The 18,424-nt window shown below is 74.3% G+C and carries 16 protein-coding genes; 9 read left to right on the forward strand and 7 right to left on the reverse strand.

The window, feature by feature from the left end; all coding sequences use genetic code 11:
* Nucleotides 1-96: 96 nt before the first annotated feature.
* Nucleotides 97-1,419 carry a DUF3533 domain-containing protein gene (locus ACFWIC_RS09935; protein ID WP_329951721.1) on the reverse strand — a complete coding sequence of 441 codons (1,323 nt, stop codon included), beginning with the start codon at nucleotides 1,417-1,419 and terminating at the stop codon, nucleotides 97-99.
* A 161-nt stretch (nucleotides 1,420-1,580) separates the two neighbouring features.
* Nucleotides 1,581-3,251 carry a carbohydrate binding domain-containing protein gene (locus tag ACFWIC_RS09940; RefSeq protein ID WP_380357586.1) on the reverse strand — a complete coding sequence of 557 codons (1,671 nt, stop codon included), beginning with the start codon at nucleotides 3,249-3,251 and terminating at the stop codon, nucleotides 1,581-1,583.
* A gap of 388 nt (nucleotides 3,252-3,639) precedes the next feature.
* Here ACFWIC_RS09940 and ACFWIC_RS09945 point away from each other — a divergent pair, with 388 nt between their 5' ends.
* From ACFWIC_RS09945 to ACFWIC_RS09965, 5 genes are all read left to right on the forward strand, one after another.
* Complete coding sequence (locus ACFWIC_RS09945; protein WP_380357583.1) at nucleotides 3,640-5,019, forward strand: serine hydrolase domain-containing protein; 1,380 nt, start codon at nucleotides 3,640-3,642, stop codon at nucleotides 5,017-5,019.
* A 436-nt stretch (nucleotides 5,020-5,455) separates the two neighbouring features.
* Complete coding sequence (locus ACFWIC_RS09950; protein WP_380517449.1) at nucleotides 5,456-6,349, forward strand: GNAT family N-acetyltransferase; 894 nt, start codon at nucleotides 5,456-5,458, stop codon at nucleotides 6,347-6,349.
* Entirely contained in the window at nucleotides 6,346-7,200 is an 855-nt protein-coding gene (locus tag ACFWIC_RS09955; RefSeq protein ID WP_380517452.1) for a lysophospholipid acyltransferase family protein, read from the forward strand. The genes ACFWIC_RS09950 and ACFWIC_RS09955 overlap by 4 nt, the downstream gene beginning before the upstream one ends.
* Before the next feature lie 228 nt (nucleotides 7,201-7,428).
* A complete protein-coding gene (pip, locus tag ACFWIC_RS09960) occupies nucleotides 7,429-8,382 on the forward strand; it encodes a prolyl aminopeptidase (protein ID WP_329951725.1) in 954 nt (317 codons plus the stop codon).
* A 213-nt stretch (nucleotides 8,383-8,595) separates the two neighbouring features.
* Nucleotides 8,596-10,194: a lipase family alpha/beta hydrolase gene (locus ACFWIC_RS09965; protein WP_380517455.1), complete on the forward strand. Its 1,599-nt coding sequence runs from the start codon at nucleotides 8,596-8,598 to the stop codon at nucleotides 10,192-10,194.
* A gap of 60 nt (nucleotides 10,195-10,254) precedes the next feature.
* Here ACFWIC_RS09965 and ACFWIC_RS09970 read toward each other — a convergent pair whose 3' ends face one another.
* Nucleotides 10,255-10,875, reverse strand: a complete 621-nt coding sequence (locus ACFWIC_RS09970) for a MarR family winged helix-turn-helix transcriptional regulator (protein ID WP_380517457.1) — start codon at nucleotides 10,873-10,875, stop codon at nucleotides 10,255-10,257.
* A gap of 94 nt (nucleotides 10,876-10,969) precedes the next feature.
* Between ACFWIC_RS09970 and ACFWIC_RS09975 the strand changes: the two genes are divergently transcribed.
* From ACFWIC_RS09975 to murQ, 4 genes are all read left to right on the forward strand, one after another.
* Nucleotides 10,970-12,226 (forward strand): MFS transporter, encoded by a 1,257-nt coding sequence (locus ACFWIC_RS09975; RefSeq protein ID WP_380358208.1) that lies wholly within the window; start codon nucleotides 10,970-10,972, stop codon nucleotides 12,224-12,226.
* An 86-nt stretch (nucleotides 12,227-12,312) separates the two neighbouring features.
* Nucleotides 12,313-13,314: a YdcF family protein gene (locus ACFWIC_RS09980; protein ID WP_380358205.1), complete on the forward strand. Its 1,002-nt coding sequence runs from the start codon at nucleotides 12,313-12,315 to the stop codon at nucleotides 13,312-13,314.
* Between the two features lie 100 nt (nucleotides 13,315-13,414).
* A complete protein-coding gene (locus ACFWIC_RS09985; protein WP_380517460.1) occupies nucleotides 13,415-14,095 on the forward strand; it encodes a DUF6445 family protein in 681 nt (226 codons plus the stop codon).
* 72 nt (nucleotides 14,096-14,167) lie between these two features.
* Nucleotides 14,168-15,160, forward strand: a complete 993-nt coding sequence (gene murQ / locus ACFWIC_RS09990) for an N-acetylmuramic acid 6-phosphate etherase (RefSeq protein ID WP_380517463.1) — start codon at nucleotides 14,168-14,170, stop codon at nucleotides 15,158-15,160.
* Between the two features lie 8 nt (nucleotides 15,161-15,168).
* Here the strand turns inward: murQ and ACFWIC_RS09995 are convergent, their stop codons facing one another.
* The 4 genes from ACFWIC_RS09995 to ACFWIC_RS10010 form a co-directional block, all read right to left on the reverse strand.
* Entirely contained in the window at nucleotides 15,169-15,681 is a 513-nt protein-coding gene (locus tag ACFWIC_RS09995) for an isochorismatase family protein (protein ID WP_380358198.1), read from the reverse strand.
* A 185-nt stretch (nucleotides 15,682-15,866) separates the two neighbouring features.
* Nucleotides 15,867-16,103: a hypothetical protein gene (locus ACFWIC_RS10000; protein ID WP_329875645.1), complete on the reverse strand. Its 237-nt coding sequence runs from the start codon at nucleotides 16,101-16,103 to the stop codon at nucleotides 15,867-15,869.
* A gap of 193 nt (nucleotides 16,104-16,296) precedes the next feature.
* On the reverse strand, nucleotides 16,297-17,571 hold the full coding sequence (locus ACFWIC_RS10005; RefSeq protein WP_329875643.1) for a sugar ABC transporter permease: 1,275 nt from the start codon (nucleotides 17,569-17,571) through the stop codon (nucleotides 16,297-16,299).
* Nucleotides 17,568-18,356, reverse strand: coding sequence for an ATP-binding cassette domain-containing protein (locus ACFWIC_RS10010; RefSeq protein ID WP_380517468.1), 789 nt, complete (start codon nucleotides 18,354-18,356; stop codon nucleotides 17,568-17,570). Before ACFWIC_RS10010 ends, ACFWIC_RS10005 begins: the two co-directional genes overlap by 4 nt.
* Nucleotides 18,357-18,424: the final 68 nt, after the last annotated feature.

Raw genomic sequence — 18,424 nt, forward strand, 5'->3', positions numbered from 1 at the left:
CGGCCCGGCCGGCCCCCGCCGGCCGTTCCCGGCGGTACGCGGCCGGGCCCGCCCGGACGACGTGCCGGGGACGTTGCCGCACCACCGTGCCCGGGCTCAGGAGAGCTCGGGCACGGTGCGGTGCAGCCCCTTGCGGTCGTAGTAGCGGGTCATCCCGAAGCCGAAGAGCAGCGCCGCCACCGTGCCGATCCCGATCCAGACCCACGCCCTCGTCAGGCCGGCGTCCGCCTGCGCGTCGAAGAAGAGGATGGCGCGCACGCCGTCGGTGAGCTGGCGCATCGGCTCGAACAGCGCCAGGAACCGGTAGAACGACGGCAGGGCGTCGAGCGGGATCGTGGCGCCGGAGGACGGCAGGCCGAGCACGATGAAGACGAACATGCTGATCAGCAGGCCGATCCCGCCGAAGGCCGCGTTGATGGCCTGGACCCCGAGCCCGACGGCGCTGGTCGCGCAGACCGAGAAGACCCAGAGCAGCGGCAGGTGGGCGGCGTCCATGTCGAGGACCACCACACTCGCGAACATGATCAGCGAGGAGGTCAGCAGCGAGAGCACGACGGACATCGCGCACTTGACGGCCAGGGTGCCGGTGCGGTCGATCGGGACGACCGGGTGGCGGGCGCGCCAGGGACCGATCTCGTTGTCGGCGTAGCCGAGGGCGACGTCGACGCCGTTGCCGATGATGTTGGCGCCCATGAAGCCCGCCAGGACCAGCAGCAGGGTGTAGTAGAACGCGGTGAGTCCGAGCCCGCTGCGGCTGCCGATGGGGTGGCCGACGGCGGTCGTGACGGTGATCGGGTCGGCGATCAGCAGCCGGGCGGCGTTGTCCAGGCCCTGGGTCCCCGGCAGGGCGGTGAGCGTGCCGCCGAGCCGCAGGGACGCCTCCCGGACGGCCTGCTGGCCGATCTGCGCGGCGAGCGAGGAGCCGAGACTGCCGACGCCCGGGTTGGTGTACTGGACGACGGTCGGCCGTGCGGGTTCCGCACCGCCGCTGCTGCCGAGGGCCGCGACCGCCGCGGTGAAGTCGGGCGGCACCTGGAGGACGCCGTACAGCTTGCCGGAGGCCAGCTGTTCCTTGGCCGCGGCCTCGTCGAGGCGGCGCCAGGAGACCGTGTCCCCCTGGCCGGGGGCGGTGGCGATGCCGGTGACGACCTGCTCGCCGAGGTTCCGCTGCTGTCCGGCGACGGTGGCGCCGCGGTCGGTGTCGACCAGCCCGATCGGGATGTGGTGCAGGTCGGCCCGCGGGTCGAGGATCCCTCCGAGGTAGAGCAGCGACATCAGCAGGCTGAGCAGCCCGACCAGGACGGCGGGGATCACCCAGAGCCGGGGGTTGCGCAGCACCTGCCGGGCGCGGACGCCGGTCGTGGGCGCCGTGGTCGGCGGCGGGGGCTCGGGGAGGTTCGGTTCGGGGACGTCGGGCATGAGTCTCCGTACGTGGTCGGCGGCCCGGCCGACACTAGGAGCGGCGTTCGGCGGGCGCACGCCGCCACGCCGCCGGGTCACCCGCCCGCGCGGCCCCGGACACGGACCGGCCCGGCCCCCCGTGGGTGCGGGGGGCCGGGCCGGTCTCCGCCGGGGTGGCGTCAGCCGGTGAAGCCGGCCGTGATGGAGGTGAACTGCCAGTCGTTCTGGGCGATGCCGGAGCAGGTCTCCTGCAGGCCGCCGCCGGGGCAGCCGCGGTCCCGGTTGACGGACCAGAACGCGAGCCGGGCGATGTGGTGGCTGTTGGCCCAGTCGCGGATCGCGGTCCAGTTCTGGACGGTGGTGACCTCGTTGTTGTCGCTGAGGCCGTTCATGCCGGAGATGCCGATGTGCGCGTAGGCGGTGGCGTCGTCCCAGCCGAAGGTGGACCTGAGCTTGGTCTTCAGACCCTCGGTGGCACTGACGGTGGCGGCGTACATGTCGGTCGAGGCGTTGCCGAAGTCGAACGGCATGATGGTGAAGACGTCGATGTCGGCGTTGAGCGCCTTGGCCTGCTCGATCAGCCGGTTGCCGTGGGAGGTCGGGCCGCTGGTGGCGGTGCCGAAGGTCAGGATGGTGCGCAGACCGGGGTTGTTCTGCTTCACGATCTTGAGCGCGCCGAGGATGCGGTCCTGGACGGCGTAGTTCTCGAACTCGTCGGTGTTCTCGATGTCGACGTCGATCGCCTTGAGGCCGTAGGCGTTGATCACCTTCTGGTACGCGGCGGCGAGGTCGGCGGTGGTGGCGCAGTTGGGGCCGAGCTTGTTGCCGCTCCAACCGCCGATCGACGGGACGATGTCGCCGCCGGCGGCGCGGACCGCGTTGACGGTCGCCTGGTCGACGCCGTTCAGCAGGGGGCGCTGGCTGTCCCAGGTGGGGTTGCAGCCGTTCTGGGCGAGGATGAACGCCATCGTGAACCACTTGATGCCGGTGGCGTTCATGACCGTGGTGGCGGCCGGCGGGTTGCCCCAGCCGTTGTACAGGTAGGGCGCGGCCTGCTTGAAGCCGGTCGGGGTGCCGCCGCCCGGGTCGGTGGTGACGGTGAGCGCGGTGGAGGCGCCCGAGGTGTTGCCCGCGGCGTCGCGCGCCTTGACCGTGAACGTGTACGCGGTCGCGGCGGCGAGGCCGCCGACGGTGGTGGAGGTCCCGGTGGCGGTGGCGACCTTGGTGGCGCCCTGGTAGACGTCGTAGCCGGTGACGCCGGTGTTGTCGGTGGCGGCGTCCCAGGCGAGGTTGACGCTGGCGGCGGACTTGCCGGTGGTGCGCAGGTTGCCCGGGACGGTGGGCGCCTGGGTGTCGGTGGGGGTGCCGCCGCCGGGGCCGTCGAGGCTGAGGTCGTCGGCGTAGTAGGTGCCCTGGCCGTACCAGCCGTTGACGTAGACCTCGGCGCTGGTCTGGGTGGCGCCGGTGGTGAAGGAGACGCTCAGCCGGGTGTAGTCGGCGGCGGAGGTCCAGGCGGAGGTGCCCCCGGTGACGCCGAGGTAGACGTAGCTGCCGCGGACCCAGCCGGAGAGCGTGTAGGCGGTGTTGGGCTGGACGGCGACGGTCTGGACGCACTTGGCGTTGTCGCCCGCGGTGGCGGCGCCGGCGAGCGCCTTGGTGCCGCCGTGGACGGGGGTGGTGACGACCGAGCCGAGGCCGCCGGAACAGTTCCAGCCGGACAGGGTGCCGGTCTCGAAGCCCGGGTTGGTGAGCTGGTTCGCCGCGTGGGCGACGGTGGGTGCGCCGAACGCGGCGACGGCAGCGAGCAGAGCGGCCGCGCCGGCGGCGGGCAGTCGGGTGCGCTTGTGCACCGGTGACCTCCAGTGGGGGTGTGGGGGTGGAGGTGCGGGGAGGAGCCCAAAATGGACTGGACCAATTGACCGTGTCAAGGACCGTCCGCCGAACGGACGGTGAAGGCGCGTCGGGCTCCGGGGTGCGCGGCCGACCGCCGGGCCGGGCCCGTTGCCGGGCTCGCGCCGGGTCCGCGCCGGGTCCGCACCGGGCCGCTCCCAGGTACTTCCCAGGTCCGTCCCGGGTTCCGTCCCGGACCCGGCGACGGGCCCGGACCGGCCGGATCCTGCGACATTCCAGGACGTCCGGGAAAAACCGGTGGAAGGCGACCGCGCTCCCAACTAGCGTGGGCACGCCGTGCCGTCCGCGGCGCATCGATCGCACCATCGATATCAATCAGAGGATCAGATGACCGACCTGTCCGACGAACTGCTCCCCTCCACCCGCCGTGCGCTCACGCACCGGATCGCGGTCGCCCAGGCCGAGGGCCGCACGCCCTCCATGGTCGCCGCCGTGGTCCGCGACGAGCGGTTGGTGTGGAGCGGCTCCCGCAGCATGATCGACGGCCACGCCCCCACCGCCGACGTGCAGTACCGGATCGGTTCGATCACCAAGACCTTCGTCGCCGTCCTGGTCCTGCGCCTGCGCGACGAGGGCCTGCTGGACCTCGCCGACCCGATCGAGCGTCACCTGCCCGGCACGCCCGCCGACGGCGCCACCGTCGCCCAGTTGCTCTCCCACTCCGCCGGCCTCGCCTCCGAGACCCCGGAGCCGTGGTGGGAGCGGACGGACGGCGCGCTCCGCCCCCGCCTCGCCGACATCCTGGAGCAGGAGCGGCCGCGCCGCCACCCGGCCGGCCGGCGGCACCACTACTCCAATCCCACCTACGCCCTGCTCGGGGCCCTCGTCGAGCAGTTGCGCGGCGAGCCCTGGGGCGAGGTGCTGCGCCGGGAGGTCCTCCAGCCCCTCGGCATGGACCGCACGACCCTGCTGCCCGAGCACCCGCACGCCGGGGGCTTCGCCGTCCACCCCTGGGCGGACGTCATGCTGCCCGAGCCGCTCACCGACACCGGCCTGATGGCGCCGGCCGGCCAGCTCTGGTCCACCGTCACCGACCTCGCCCGCTGGGCCGCCTTCCTGGCCGGCGGCCACGAGAAGGTCCTCTCCACCGACACGCTCGCCGAGATGCGCGAACCCGCCGTCGGCCCCGAGGCCGGCGAGTGGAGCGAGAGCTACGGGTTCGGGCTCCAGCTGATCCAGCACGAGGGCCGCTCGCTCTACGGACACTCCGGCTCGATGCCGGGCTTCACGGCGGGCCTCTGGATCAGCGACACCGACGGCCTCGCCGCGATCGCCCTCTCCAACGCCACCAACGGCTCCCGTACGCCGCTGGTCGCCGCCGAGCTGATCGCCCTCACCGCGCAGCACGAGCCCCGGATCCCCGAGCCCTGGCGTCCGCTGCCCGACGTGGACGAGGAGCTCCTCGCCCTCACCGGCCCCTGGTACTGGGGCGCCGCGCCCCACACCCTGCGGCTCAGGGCCGACCGGATGCTGGAGCTCTCGTCGCTCGGCCTCACCGGCCGCGGTTCCCGCTTCCGGGCCGAGGCGGACGGCACCTGGACCGGTCTCGACGGCTACTACGCCGGCGAGACCCTGCGGGTGGTCCGGGCGGGCGACGGATCGGTCAGCCACCTCGACATCGGCACGTTCGTGCTCACCCGCGAGCCCTACGGCCCCGCCGAGGTCATCCCCGGCGGCCTCGACCCCCAGGGGTGGCAGGCGTTCTAGGCCCTCCCCGGCCTCCGCTCCCCCCTCTCCCCCTGTTCCCCGCCGCCGTCCCCCCGCAGTCCTTCCGGGGGGACGGCGGCGGGCCCGTCTCCGGCGCCGCCCCGGCCCGGTGGACGACCGGACCTCCCGGACCTCCCGGGCCGCCGACGAGCCGCCGAGGAGCCGCCGGGCGACCGCCGTCACGGCCGGGCCCGCGTCCGCCACCCCGTCGAGCCGAGCAGCGGACGGCGTCCTGGTGCCCGACAGGTGTCCCGCACACGACGGGTGACCGCATTCAGCAGGTGCACATCTGCTCTCCGCCGAACCGCAACGTGGACGCCAGCCGACTTGGAGAGACATACGGGTGCCGGTCAGCATGCCCGCCGAGGACGCGGGCCTGCCCGGTGCCACGGAGTTCCGTGGCTGCCGTCGTCCGTGCTGCCCTGGAGGGTCCGCCATGACCATCGTCCCCACGTACGCTCCGCCCGCAGTCACCCCCGTCCACCCCACCGCGGTGCCCGCCCCGCGCCCGGCCGTGCCGTCGCCCGCCGTCTACACGGTCGCCCTCGCCCGGGACGAGGACGACGTCCGCGCCGCCCAGCGGCTGCGTCACCGCGTCTTCGCCGCCGAGCTCGGCGCCACCCTGCACAGCCCGGTCGCGGGGCTGGACGTCGACCCGTTCGACGAGTTCTGCGACCACCTGCTGGTCCGTGAGGGCGAGGACGGCACCGTGGTCGGCACCTACCGGCTACTGCGCCCCGAGGCCGCCCGCCGGGCCGGCCGGCTCTACTCGGACGGCGAGTTCGACCTCCGCAACCTGGCGCCGCTGCGCGACGGCCTGGTCGAGCTGGGCCGCTCCTGCATCGCCCCCGAGCACCGGGGCAACGGCGCCGTCATCAACCTGATGTGGGGCGGCATCGCCCGCTACCTGGCCGACACCGGCAACACCTGGGTGGGCGGCTGCTGCTCGATCCCGCTGGACGACGGCGGCGCCGCCGCGGCCCGGGTCTGGGACACCGTCGGCGCCAAGCACCTCGCCCCCGAGGAGTACCGGGTGGCGCCGCACCGGCTCTGGGACGCCACCGGCGTACCGCGCGCCGAGCGGGCGGCGCTGCCGGCCCTGCTCCGCGGCTACCTGCGGCTGGGCGCCTGGGTCTGCGGAGCGCCCGCCCACGACCGGGACTTCGACACCGCCGACCTGTTCGTGCTGCTCTCGCTGGAGCGGACCGACCCCCGCTACCTGCGGCACTTCCTCTCCGGCGTGGGCGGGGTGACGGCCGGCACGGCGGCCACCGCACCGGCGGCCTCCCTGGCGGGCGGCACCGAACCCGCGGCAGGACCGGTCTCATGAGCGTCTGGCTGCCGACGGCGTCCTGCACACCCGAGTCCTGCCTCACCGACCCGGCGCCGACGGTCGCCCTCCCCCGGCGGGTGCTGCGGCTGACGGCCTGCCTGCTGGTCCTGGCGACGGGACTGGCGCTCACCCGGCCGGCGAGCACCCTGCCCCGGGGGCCGCGCGACCTGCTGGCCCGGTTCTGGGCCCGCACACTCCTCGGCTCGCTCGGGGTGGCGGTGCGGATCGCCCCCACCCCGGACGACCGCCCGGACGACCGCCCGGACGACCGCCCGAACCCGCAGCACTCCGGTGTGCTCCTGGTGGCCAACCACGTGTCCTGGCTGGACATCCCGCTCATCGCCGCCGTGCGGCCCGGCCGCTCGCTGGCCAAGACCGAGGTCCGCCACTGGCCGGTGCTCGGCCGGATGGTCTCCTGGGGCGGCACGGTCTTCCTGGACCGCGACCGGCTCCGCACCCTTCCCGGGACGGTCTCCGAGGTGGCCGCCCTGCTGCGGGACGGCCACCCGATGGTCGTCTTCCCGGAGGGGTCCACCTGGTGCGGGCGCGAGAGCGGCCGGTTCCGCCCGGCCTTCTTCGAGGCCGCCGTCCGGGCGGGCGCCCCGGTCCAGCCGATGACGATCCGCTACCGGCTGGCCGACGGGCGGGCGACCAGCGCGCCGGCGTTCGTCGGGGAGGACGGGCTACTCAACTCGCTCGCCCGGGTGGTCGCGGTGCGGGGGCTGGTGGCGGAGCTGACCTTCCGTCCGCCGATCCCGGCCCCGGCCCCGCAGCCCGGCGGCGGCCTCCGGCAGGCCCGCCGCGAACTGGCCCACGCCGCCCAGGCATCGGTGGAGGGCGTCCGCTGAGGGCGGCGGAGCGGCCTGGCGGCGGTCGTCCCGGCCGGCCGCCGGACCGCTCACGTCCGCCACGGCAGCAGGGCGACCGCCCCCGCCCGCCCCGACCGCTTCCCGCCCGCCCCCGCCCGTCCCCCGTGCGGCGGCCACCGGCGGTCGGCCGCCGAAAACCGTTCGACTACCGCCGTCCCGGCCGCTAGCCTCACGGGCACCCCGTCCCCTGCCCGAGGAGGCCGCCGCATGTCCGAGTTCCATCCGATCGGCACACCGTACGCGGAGGGGCTGCTCGACGTCGGCGACGGCAACCGGATCCACTGGGAGGCGTCCGGAAACCCGTCGGGCAAGCCCGCCCTGGTGGTGCACGGCGGGCCGGGCTCCGGACTCAACGCCGGCAACCGGCGGTTCTTCGACCCCGAGCGGTACCACCTGATCCTCTTCAGCCAGCGCGGCTGCGGCCGGAGCGAGCCGCACGCCGCCGACCCGGCCACCACCCTGGAACACAACACCACCGCGCACCTGATCGCCGACATGGAACGGCTCCGCGAGCACCTGGGCGTCGAGAAGTGGCTGCTGTACGGCGGCTCCTGGGGATCCACCCTGATCCTCGCGTACGCCCAGGCCCACCCCGAGCGGGTGTCCGAGATCGTGATCAGCGCCGTCACCATGACCCGGCCCGAGGAGATCGACTGGCTCTACCGGGGCGTCGGCCGGCTGTTCCCCGGCCCGTGGGAGGCGTTCCGCGACGCGCTGCCGCCCGAGGACCGCGGCGGCGACCTGGTGTCCGCGTACAGCCGGCTGCTGAACAGCCCGGACGAGGCCGTCCGGCGCAAGGCCGCGAACGACTGGGCGACCTGGGAGGACGCGGTGATCTCCCACGAGTCGCTGGGCACCCCGAACGCGTACTCCGACCGCCCGACCGACGCCCTGATGGCCTTCACCCGGATCACCGCACACTACTTCTCCCACCAGGGCTTCCTGGAGGACGGCCAACTCCTGCGCGACGCACACCTGTTGGCCGGCATCCCCGGCGCCCTCATCCACGGGAAGCTGGATCTCGGCTGCCCGCTGGACACCCCCTGGTCGCTCGCCAAGGCCTGGCCGGACGCCACGCTGACCGTCATCGACGAGGCGGGGCACACCGGCACCCCGGTGATGCGCCGGGCCGTCCTCGACGCCCTGGAGCGCTTCCTGTAGCCGTCCCGGCACGCCCGGTGACGCGCCGGGCGCACCGGGCACCCACCGCCCGCCCGCCGGAACGGTCCGGCACGGATGGTGACGGGCCATCAACGGTCCGCACTCGGGGGGTGACAGGTCGGCTCCGGACTCCGACACTGGAGGGGAGAAGCTCCCACGCCAACGGGTCGACCGGTGCCGGCCGGTGCCGGCCGCGGAGAGGGCAGGCCGGCCATGAGTACGCCGTCCGCCAGACTCCCGATCATCTATGTCCGGGGCTACGCCGGAGGCACCCCCGGGATCGAGAAGGCCGTGACGGATCCGTTCTACGGATTCAACGAGGGCTCGACGCACATCCGCGTCGGGCGTGAGGACGACCCCGTCTTCTACCAGTTCGAAAGTCCGTTACTGCGCCTGCACCTCGACGAGGGCTACCACATCCTCGTCGAGGGCAGCCAGGAGAACTACCTGGAGAACCACGACGAGATTCCCCCCGACAGCATCTGGATCCACCGCTTCTACGACCGCTGCGCCGGCGCCTGGGGAGCCGGGCCGCAGCGGTTCGACCTGGAGACGGCCGCCGCCGACCTGCTGGACCTGATCGAGAAGCTCCAGGCCAGGACGGGCGCGCCCCAGGTCCACCTGGTCGCCCACTCGATGGGCGGGCTGATCTGCCGCTGCCTGCTGCAGAAGGTCATCCCGGAACGACGCCCGGGGCGGCGGGCCGCCGACTACGTCGCGAAGCTCTTCACGTACGGGACGCCGCACGGCGGCATCACCTTCGACGTCGGGTTCGGCGTCCCCGAGGCGCTGCGGGACATGGTCAACTTCAACGGCGCGGACGTGTTCGGACCCGCCCGGATGTACCGGTACCTGACCCCGGCCGGCCGCCGGGACGAGGCCGGGCCGCCGGTGGGCTGGCGGGCCGTCGACATGCCGGACGACGACGGCACCGGCTCCGCCGAGGACGCGGCCGGAAGCTTCCCGCTGAACCGGGTGTTCTGCTTCGTCGGCACCGATTCCGCCGACTACGACGTGGCCCACGGCGTCTCCTCGGCGGCGGTCGGCCCGCGCAGCGACGGGCTGGTGCAGATCGAGAACGCCCAGGTCACCGGAGCCCACCGCGCCTTCGCCCACCGCAGCCACAGCGGGCGGTACGGGCTGGTCAACTCCGAGGAGGGGTACCAGAACCTGCGCCGCTTCCTGTTCGGCGACCTGCGGGTCCGCGCCGACCTGGTCGGCCTGGAGCTGCCGGAGGACGACCCCGACGTCACCTGGCAGGCCGAGGTGGAGCTCAAGGTGCGCGGGCTGCCGGTGCTGATGCACGAGCGGGTGGCACCGCACTGGTGCCCGATCCAGCTCTCCGACCCCCGGCGCAACGGCCGGCGCGGGCGGGACCCGGACGGCGACCGCGCCGACGGGGACGGCGCCGACGGGGACAGCGCCGTCCCCCTGGCGACCGCGTTCCTCTCCACCGCCCTGCCGCGGCCGGGGGCGGCGCCGCTGCGCTACGCGCTCGACCTGCGGGTGCTCTCACTGCGCGAGCACAAGGGGTTCTTCGGCTTCGGCGACCACCTGGAGCAGACCGCCGACTTCGCGGACACCCTGATCGTCGACGTACAGGCCGCCGGGCCGCGCCCGGCGGCCTGGGCGCACTGGAACTCCGAGGTCACCGGCACGATCAAGGACCTCCACCCGGAGGACGAGCGGCCGCTGCCGGACGAGGACCCGCAGGCGGACTCCTGGGTCGCCCGGGTCCGGCTGCCGTCGACCACCGCCCCGATCCTCGGCGAGGGGGCCAGGGTCCGCCTCACGGTCGGCCGCTGGAACTGACACCCCCGCCGCTCCCCGCCCGGGGCCGCGGCGCGCGGGCCCGGGCCGGGCCCGCCGCGGTCAGTGGCCGTGCCCGCCTGCGGCCGCGGACCTCCCCGGCCGCTCGGGCCTGCCCGGCCGGTCCGGCGCGGGCGCCTCGGCGGCCAGCAGGACGCGGCGCAGCAGGTCGGAGAGCCGGCGCCGTTCGTCCGGCGTGAGGACGCCGAGCAGGCGCCGTTCCTCGCGGCCGACCACGTCCAGCGCCTCGCGCCAGGCCGCGCGGCCCGTCTCGGTGAGCCGGACGTCGACCCGCCGCCGGTCCCCGGTGGAGGGGGTGCGGACGACGAACCCGCGCCGTTCGAGTGCTTCGAGCCGGCCGGTCACCGAGGCCGGTGCCAGGTTGAGGTCGTTCCGGAGCTCGGACGGGGCGGCGTGGCCGCCGCGCCCGGCCAGCTCGTGCAGGGTGTCGAACTCGTGCTTCTGCAGGCCGTAGTCGGCCACGCCCTGTTCGCGCACGCGGCCGAGGTGGCGGGAGAGCTTGCTCATCCGGGTGACGGCGCCCTCGATGTCCGGGTCGAGGTGCGGCAGGACCGGCTGCCAGCGTTCGACGTGGCCGTCGGTCCAGTCGCGGAGCTCCTCCGCCCGGGCCTCGTCCGGGGGCTGCCGGTCGGCCGGTCGGTCGGGGCGGGGGGCGCGCGTCATGGCACGAGTCTAGGCGGCGGCACGTCACGGCCTGTCACGTCGGACCCACATTATTTCGTTGCCGAAATTTCGGTACCGAAATATAGTCCCGTCCGTGACCCACCCTCTGCGACTCCGCGACTTCCGCCTGCTCTTCCTCGGCCGGGCGGTCTCGACCCTCGGCGACGCCGTCGTCCCGGCCGCGCTCGCCATCGCGATCACCCGGGCGACCGGCTCCTCCTCCGCGCTCGCCCTGGTCCTGGGCTGCGCCATGGTGCCGCGCCTGCTCCTCCTCCCGCTCGGCGGCGTCGTCGGGGACCGCTTCGATCCGCGCCTGATCGCGCTCACCACCGACCTGGTCCGGGCCGCCGCCCAGATCCTCGTCGGCCTCGAACTGCTCGGCGGCGAGCCCCGGTTGGCGCACATCGCCGTCGCCGAGGCGGTCGGCGGCATCGCCTCCGCCTTCGCCATGCCGACCGCCTCGCCGCTGATCGCGGCCACCGTCGAGGGCCCGCTGCGGATGCGCGCCAACGCCCTGCTCGCCTCCGCCACCAACGCCGCGCGGCTCGGCGGCCCCGCACTGGCCGGCCTGCTGGTCTACACGGCGGGCGCCGGCTGGGCGTTCGTCCTGGACGGCGCCTCGTTCCTGGTCAGCGCCGCGCTGATGTCGCGGCTGAGGGTCCGCCACACCCCGGGCGGCCGTCGCCCGCTGCGCGCGGACCTGGCCGAGGGATGGAGCGAGCTGCGCGCACGCGACTGGTACTGGACCAGTCTGATCGGCCACGGCGTCTGGAACGGCGCCAGCGCCGTCCTGCTGACCCTCGGCCCGCTCATCGCGGCCCAGCGGCTCGGCGGTGACGGCGTGTGGATCGCCATGACCCAGGCCGCCGCCTTCGGGGTGCTGGCCGGTTCGCTGATCGCCGGGCGGGTCCGGCCGCGACAGCCCGTCCTCGTCGCCAACCTGGGCCTGGCCCTGTACGCGCTGCCGCTGACGGCCCTCGCCGTGAGCGCGCCCGCACCGGTCACGGTGACCGCCTACGCGCTGGCCATGACCGGGCTCGGCTTCCTCAACCCGGTCTGGCAGACCGTCGTCCAGCAGGAGTTCCCGGCCCAGGTGCTGGCCAGGGTCACCTCCTACGACTGGCTGCTCTCCCTCGCCGCCGCACCGCTCGGCTACACGCTGGCCCCGCTCGCCGCCGACGCCTGGGGCAGCACCGGGCCCCTGCTCGTCACCGCCGCCCTGGTGGCGCTCGCCTGCGCGGGCACCGCGGCGGTACCGGGCGTGCGCCGGATCGGGCGCATCGGACCGAAGGACGGGGCCTCGCACGAGGGGCAGGAGCGGCCCGCACGGCCGGAGCCGGCGCGCCCGTAGTCGCCCCGCCCGCCGGTGCGCACGCCGGCGGCGGCCGATCCGGAGGCTCCCGCCGGCCACCCCGGCCGGGCCCCTACGATACGAACATGATCGCCTATACCCCAGCGGCCTTCTTCTTCCTCCTCTGCGGGATCGGAGTCCTGCGGGACCGCCGCCAGTTCAGCAACGCCGTCCTGCTCGGCCTCGCCATGTCCTTCCTCGCGCTCGCCCTGATCGCCGAGCTGCGCAAGGCGCCGACGCTGGTGGCGGAGCTGGCGGCGGTCGCGATCATCCTGGTTCCGGCCACCGGCACCCTGGCCCTGATCGGCTTCCTGATCTCCAACGGGCTCACCATGGTCCGCAAGGAGGGGTGGCGGCTCGCCAACCTGCTCTCGCTGCTCGCCGGACTCGGCATCCTCGCGGTGATCGGCCTGCTCGTGGCGGCGCTGGCCACCCACTCGGTCCGGCTCGGCATCGTCGCCGGAACGGCCGTCCTGGTGGTCGGCTACGTCTCCTTCCTGTTCGTCTGCTTCGTCGGCTACGCCTTCCTCTACGGACGCCACCGCCCGCGCCGCGACGTCGACTTCGTGGTGGTGCTCGGCTCCGGCCTGATCGGCGGGGAGCGGGTGCCGCCGCTGCTCGCCAGCCGGCTCGACCGGGGCCGCCAGGTCTACGACCGGCAGGCCGCGCGCGGCAACCCGCCGATCCTGATCGCCTCGGGCGGGAAGGGGTCGGACGAGAAGGTGGCGGAGTCCCACGCGATGGCCGGCTACCTCGTCGAGCGCGGCTTCCCCCCGGAGCACCTGGAGCAGGAGGACCGCTCGCGCACCACCGAGGAGAACCTGGTCTTCAGCAAGGTGATCATGGAGCAGGCCCGGCCCGACTACCGCTGCGTCATCGTCACCAACAACTTCCACGCGTTCCGCGCCGCGCTCATGGCCCGCAAGACCGGCGTCAACGGGCAGGTCTTCGGCTCGCCGACGGCCGCGTACTACTGGCCGAGCGCGACCATACGCGAGTTCGCGGCGGTGTTCCTCGCCCACAAGCTGGTCAACTTCGGGATCTGCGGCTTCCTGGCGGTCTGCGGACTGCTCGCGGCCACCTACTGACGGGCCGCGCCGCCCGTCCGGACCCGCCCCCGACGCCTTTGACGAAAGGTTGACCTGCTCACGGCAGAACGTTGGGGGCCCCGAATCCTATGGTCGGCGCATGCCTCCACTGCCCGCCGGGAGGACCGCCCTGCCGGTCCTCCCGTACCGCAAACCCACGCCCGGACGCGACTACTGGGTGATCGACGACGTCCTGCCCGACCCCGACGCCGTCCGGCGGCGCTGCCTCGACCGCGGCGACTGGACCGAGGGCCACCCCTACCGGCCGGAGTCCTGGCCCGGGCTGCGGACCATGCCCGGGCTCGAACCCGACGAACTCGCCCGGGTCGAGACCCTGGTCCGCAGGGCCACCGGCGCCCGGCGGCTCTGGGTCCGGAGCACCCCCGCCGGCGGCACCCTCAACCACAACTGCGTCCAGGTGGTCGGCGCCGGGGAGTCGCAGCCGCGCCCCCACACCGACTCCCGCGCGCTCTGCCGCTTCGCGGCCGTGCTCTACCTCAGCCCCGGCGCCCCCGGGGACGCCGGCACCGGCTTCTACCGCCAGCAGTTCCCGGGAGGGCGGCTCGGCGGCAACCTCGTCACCGCGCCGCACCACAACCTGGTCGAGGCCCTCGGCACCCGGCGCGTCCCGTCCGACGCGTTCGTCGAGGACGTGCGCGTGCCCAACCGCTACAACCGGCTCCTGCTGTACCACGCCAACCTCATCCACAGCGCCACCGGCTACTACGGCCTCACCCCGGAGGACCGGCGCATGACGGCGGTCTTCTTCTGGATGGCCTGACCGCCGGGCGTCACCGCCCCCCCACCCGCCCGCGCCGGATTGGCAGCGGTCCGGCGGGGGGAGGTGGGGCGTATGGAGAGTGCGCACCCGTCCGACCCCGCCGCCGCGACCTCATCGGCCGCACCGCCCCCGCCTCCTCCCCCGCCGCTGCCGCGACCGGTGACGGAAGCGGTGCGGCCGGAGTGGGGCGGGATCGACCGGCTGGCGACGCTCGACCTGCTGCGGCTGATGAACGCCGAGGACCGGACCGTCGCCACCGCGGTGACCGGCGCGCTGCCGCGGATCGCCGCCGTGGTGGACGCGGTCGCCGCCCGGATGGGCCGGGGCGGGCGGCTGGTCTACGCCGGCGCCGGGACGGCCGGGCGGCTCGGCGTCCTCGACGCGAGCGAGTGCCCGCCGACGTTCAACACCGGGCCGGGCCGGGTGGTCGGGCTGATCGCGGGCGGACCGCAGGCGCTGCTGCACGCCGTGGAGGGGGCGGAGGACCGCCCGGAGCGGGCCGTCGCCGACCTGGACGCGCTGGCGCCGACGCCCGACGACACCGTGATCGGGCTGTCGGCCTCGGGCCGCACGCCGTACACGGTGGCGGCCGTCCGGCACGCGCGCACGGCCGGGGCCCTGTCCGTGGGGCTGTCCTGCACGGCGGGCTCACCCCTGATGGCCGCGGCCGAGCTGGGCATCGAGGTGGTCGTGGGGCCCGAGGTGGTGGCCGGTTCCACCCGGCTCAAGGCGGGGACGGCGCAGAAGCTGGTGCTGAACCTGATCTCCACGGCGGTGATGGTCCGGCTCGGCAAGACGTACGGGAACCTGATGGTCGACGTACGGACCGGCAACGCCAAACTGCGTGACCGGGCCCGCCGGATCGTCACCGAGATCACCGGAGCGGACGAGGCGACCGCGCGGCGCGCACTGGCCGCGACCGGCGGCGAGGCCAAGGACGCCGTCCTGGTCGTCCTCGCCGGGGTCGACGCACCGGCCGCCGCGCAGTTGCTGGCCGCCTCCGGCGGGCGCCTGCGCGACGCCCTGGAGCTGGCCCGGCGGCCGGTGAGGACGGCGCAGGAGTAGGCCGGAGGTCAGCCCAGGCGGACGGCCGCCCGCCCGACCACCTCGCCGAAGCGGGGCAGGTTCAGGCCGACCGCCGCCCGGTGCTCCTCCTCGGTCAGGGCGGCCAGCGCCTCCTCGACGAACAGCAGCGCGTAGCCGTGGTCGGAGGCGGCGCGGGCGGTGGACTCGACACCGAGGTTGGTGGCGATGCCACCGAACACCAGGGTCTCCACCCCGCGCGCCCGGAGCAGCTCGTCCAGCCCGGTGCCGTGGAAGCCGCCGATCGTGCGTTTGACCACGACCTCGTCGGCGGCCTCCGCCACCTCGGCCACCAGCTCGCTCCCCGGCGGCTGCTCGACCGCGCCCGGCCGCTCGACGCGGATCGCGATCACCGGCGCGCCCGCGGCGCGGAACGCCTCCGCGAGGTCCAGCGAGGCGGCCACCACCTCGGCACCCGTGCGCGGGGCCAGCGGCAGAGCGGCGATCCGGGGCATCAGATCGACCAGGACGAGGGCGGTGCGGGCGGGATCAAGGGTCTGCATGGTCGCTCACGCTAGCGGAACGGCGTCGCGCCCCACCCGCCGCACCCGCCGCACCAATCTCCGCCCGCTCGGCCCGCTCGGCCCCGCGTCCGGCGGGGACACGAGGACACGAGGACACGGGGCCGGAGCGGAGCGGGAGTGCCGCGCCGCAGCCCGGGGGCCGAGCGACCGGCGCGCGGCGCGCCTCAGGCCTCCTGCGTTTCGAGCCAGTGCAACAGCACGGCTCGCTCGGCGTCGGTGCCGACCGGCTGGGCCGGATCGAGCGCCCACGTGCGGATCCGCCGGACGGTCTCCGCGTCGAGGTCCAGGTAGAGGCGCCAGTGGGAGCGCGGGTGGCAGTCGGAGTCACGGGGTTCGCCGCACTCGTGGCAGTGGGTGAAGAAGGCGTCGACCAAACGGTGCACGATCGTCTCGGCGGACATGGACGGCGGTACTTCCTCACATACTCGGCTCGCGCCGCCGGTCTCCGCGGACCGGCGGGCCCGCACTCCAGGGTGCGGGCCCGGACGGACGGACGGGAGGGACCAACGTCCCGCGCACGGCGGAGGCCCGGTCCCCGTGGGGGTGGGGACCGGGCCGTTCGGGAGGGCCGTTCGCCGGGGAGGCGGCCCCGTCTCAGCCCCGGCCGGCGGACTTCTGCGTGCGCCGGGAGACCGAGTCGAGCACCACCGCGGCGAGCAGCACCGCGCCGGTGATCATGTACTGGATGGCCTGGGCCGCGTGCACCATGTCCAGCCCGGTGGTGATCGACTGGATCACCAGCATGCCGAGCAGGGCGGACCAGGTGCTGCCGCGCCCGCCGAAGAGGCTGGTCCCGCCGATGACGGCTGCGGCGATGGCGCTCATCAGCACGTTGCCCCCGCCGAGGAGCTTGTCGGCCGAGCCCTGCTGGGAGGCGATGAAGAGCCCGCCGAGACCGGCCAGCGCGGCGGAGATCATGAACACCGAGATCCGGATCCAGGCGACGTTGATGCCGGCCCGGCGGGCGGCCTCGATGCCGCCGCCGACCGCGAAGATCTGGCGTCCGTAGGAGGTGCGCCGGAGCACGAAGTCGGTGAGGACGACCACCCCGACCAGCACGACCAGCGGCAGCGGCAGGCCGCTGTCCTGGTTGAGCGTGTAGGCGCCGACCAGGGCGACGAGGGCCAGGCCGCCGGTGCGCAGCGCGATGTCGCCCGGCGGCCTGGCCGGCAGGCCGGCCGCGGTGCGGCGCCGGGCGGTGAGGAGCTGTGCCGCGAGGAAGCCGCCGATGGCGAGGACGGCGAGCAGCCAGGCGAAGGAGATGTCGCCGTCGCCGAGGAAGTAGTTGTCGAGGTGGGCGACGACGCCGTCGTTGATGTTGTTGACGGTGCCGAGCCGGCCGAGCACGTAGTCCTGGAGGCCGCTCCAGGCGAGCATGCCGGCCAGGGTGACGACGAAGGCGGGCACGCCGATCTTGGCGAAGAAGAAGCCGTGCAGGGCTCCCATCGCGGCGGCCGTGAGCAGGGCGATCACGATCGCCAGCCACTCGTTCACGCCCTGCCGCACGGCGAGGACGGAGGTGACGGCGGCGCAGACGCCGGCGACCGAGCCGAGCGAGAGGTCGATCTCCCCGAGCAGCAGGACGAAGACGACCCCGACCGAGATCAGGCCGTAGCCGGCGATCCACTTGGTGATGTTGGTCAGGTTGTCCGCTTGGAGGAAGTGGCCGGTGACGCTCTGGAAGATGACCGCGATCAGGATGAGGCCGATCACGACCGGCAGCGAGCCGAGGTCACCGCTGCGGATCTTGCGGCGGAACTCCTCGGCGTACCCGGCGAAGCCGCCCTGGCGGACCAGCAGGCGCGGGTCGGTCGCGGTCGCACTCCCGTCGGTGGGCCCGGCGGTGGGGGTGGTCTGGCTGGTGGTCACTTCGCTTCCTCCGCGATACGTGCCTGGCGCCGGGTGACGGCGTTGTCGGTGGCGCCGGTGATGGCGGAGATGATCTCCTCGGGCGTGGTGCCGGCGACCGGGAAGACGCCGTTGTTGCGGCCGAGCCGCAGGACGGCGACGGTGTCGGCGACCGCGCGGACGTCCGCCATGTTGTGGCTGATGAGGATGACGCCGAGGCCGCGCTGGCGGAGCCGCTCGACCAGGTCGAGGACCTGCGCGGTCTGTTCGACGCCGAGCGCGGCCGTGGGCTCGTCGAGGATGACGATCCGCGGGTCTCCGACCAGGGCGCGGGCGATGGCGACGACCTGGCGCTGTCCGCCGGAGAGCGCGGCGATCGGGATCCGCACGCTGGGGATGCGGATCGACAGGGTGTCCAGCAGCTCCTTGGCCCGGCGCTCCATGGCGACCTCGTCCAGCGCGCCGCGGCGGCGCAGTTCGCGGCCGAGGAACAGGTTGGCGACGACGTCGAGGTTGTCGCAGAGCGCGAGGTCCTGGTAGACGGTGGCGATGCCGAGCGTCTGGGCGTCCTGGGGCCGGGCGATCCGGACCGGGCGCCCGTCCCAGGTGATGGTGCCCTCGTCGATGGGGTGGACGCCGGCGATCGTCTTGACCAGGGTGGACTTGCCGGCGCCGTTGTCGCCGACCAGGGCGAGGACCTCGCCGGCGTGGACGTCGAGGTCGACGTCGGTGAGGGCCTGGACGGCGCCGAAGCGCTTGGAGACCGCGCGCAGCGCCAGTACGGGTGCGCCTGTCACGTGAACCATCTCCTGCGTGGGTGTGCGTGGCGGGGGTGGGTGGGCGCTCGCGGGGCTGTGGGACCCGCGAGGGGGTG

Source organism: Kitasatospora sp. NPDC127035 (genome assembly GCF_042726075.1).
In the GTDB taxonomy this organism is placed as follows: Bacteria; Actinomycetota; Actinomycetes; order Streptomycetales; family Streptomycetaceae; genus Kitasatospora.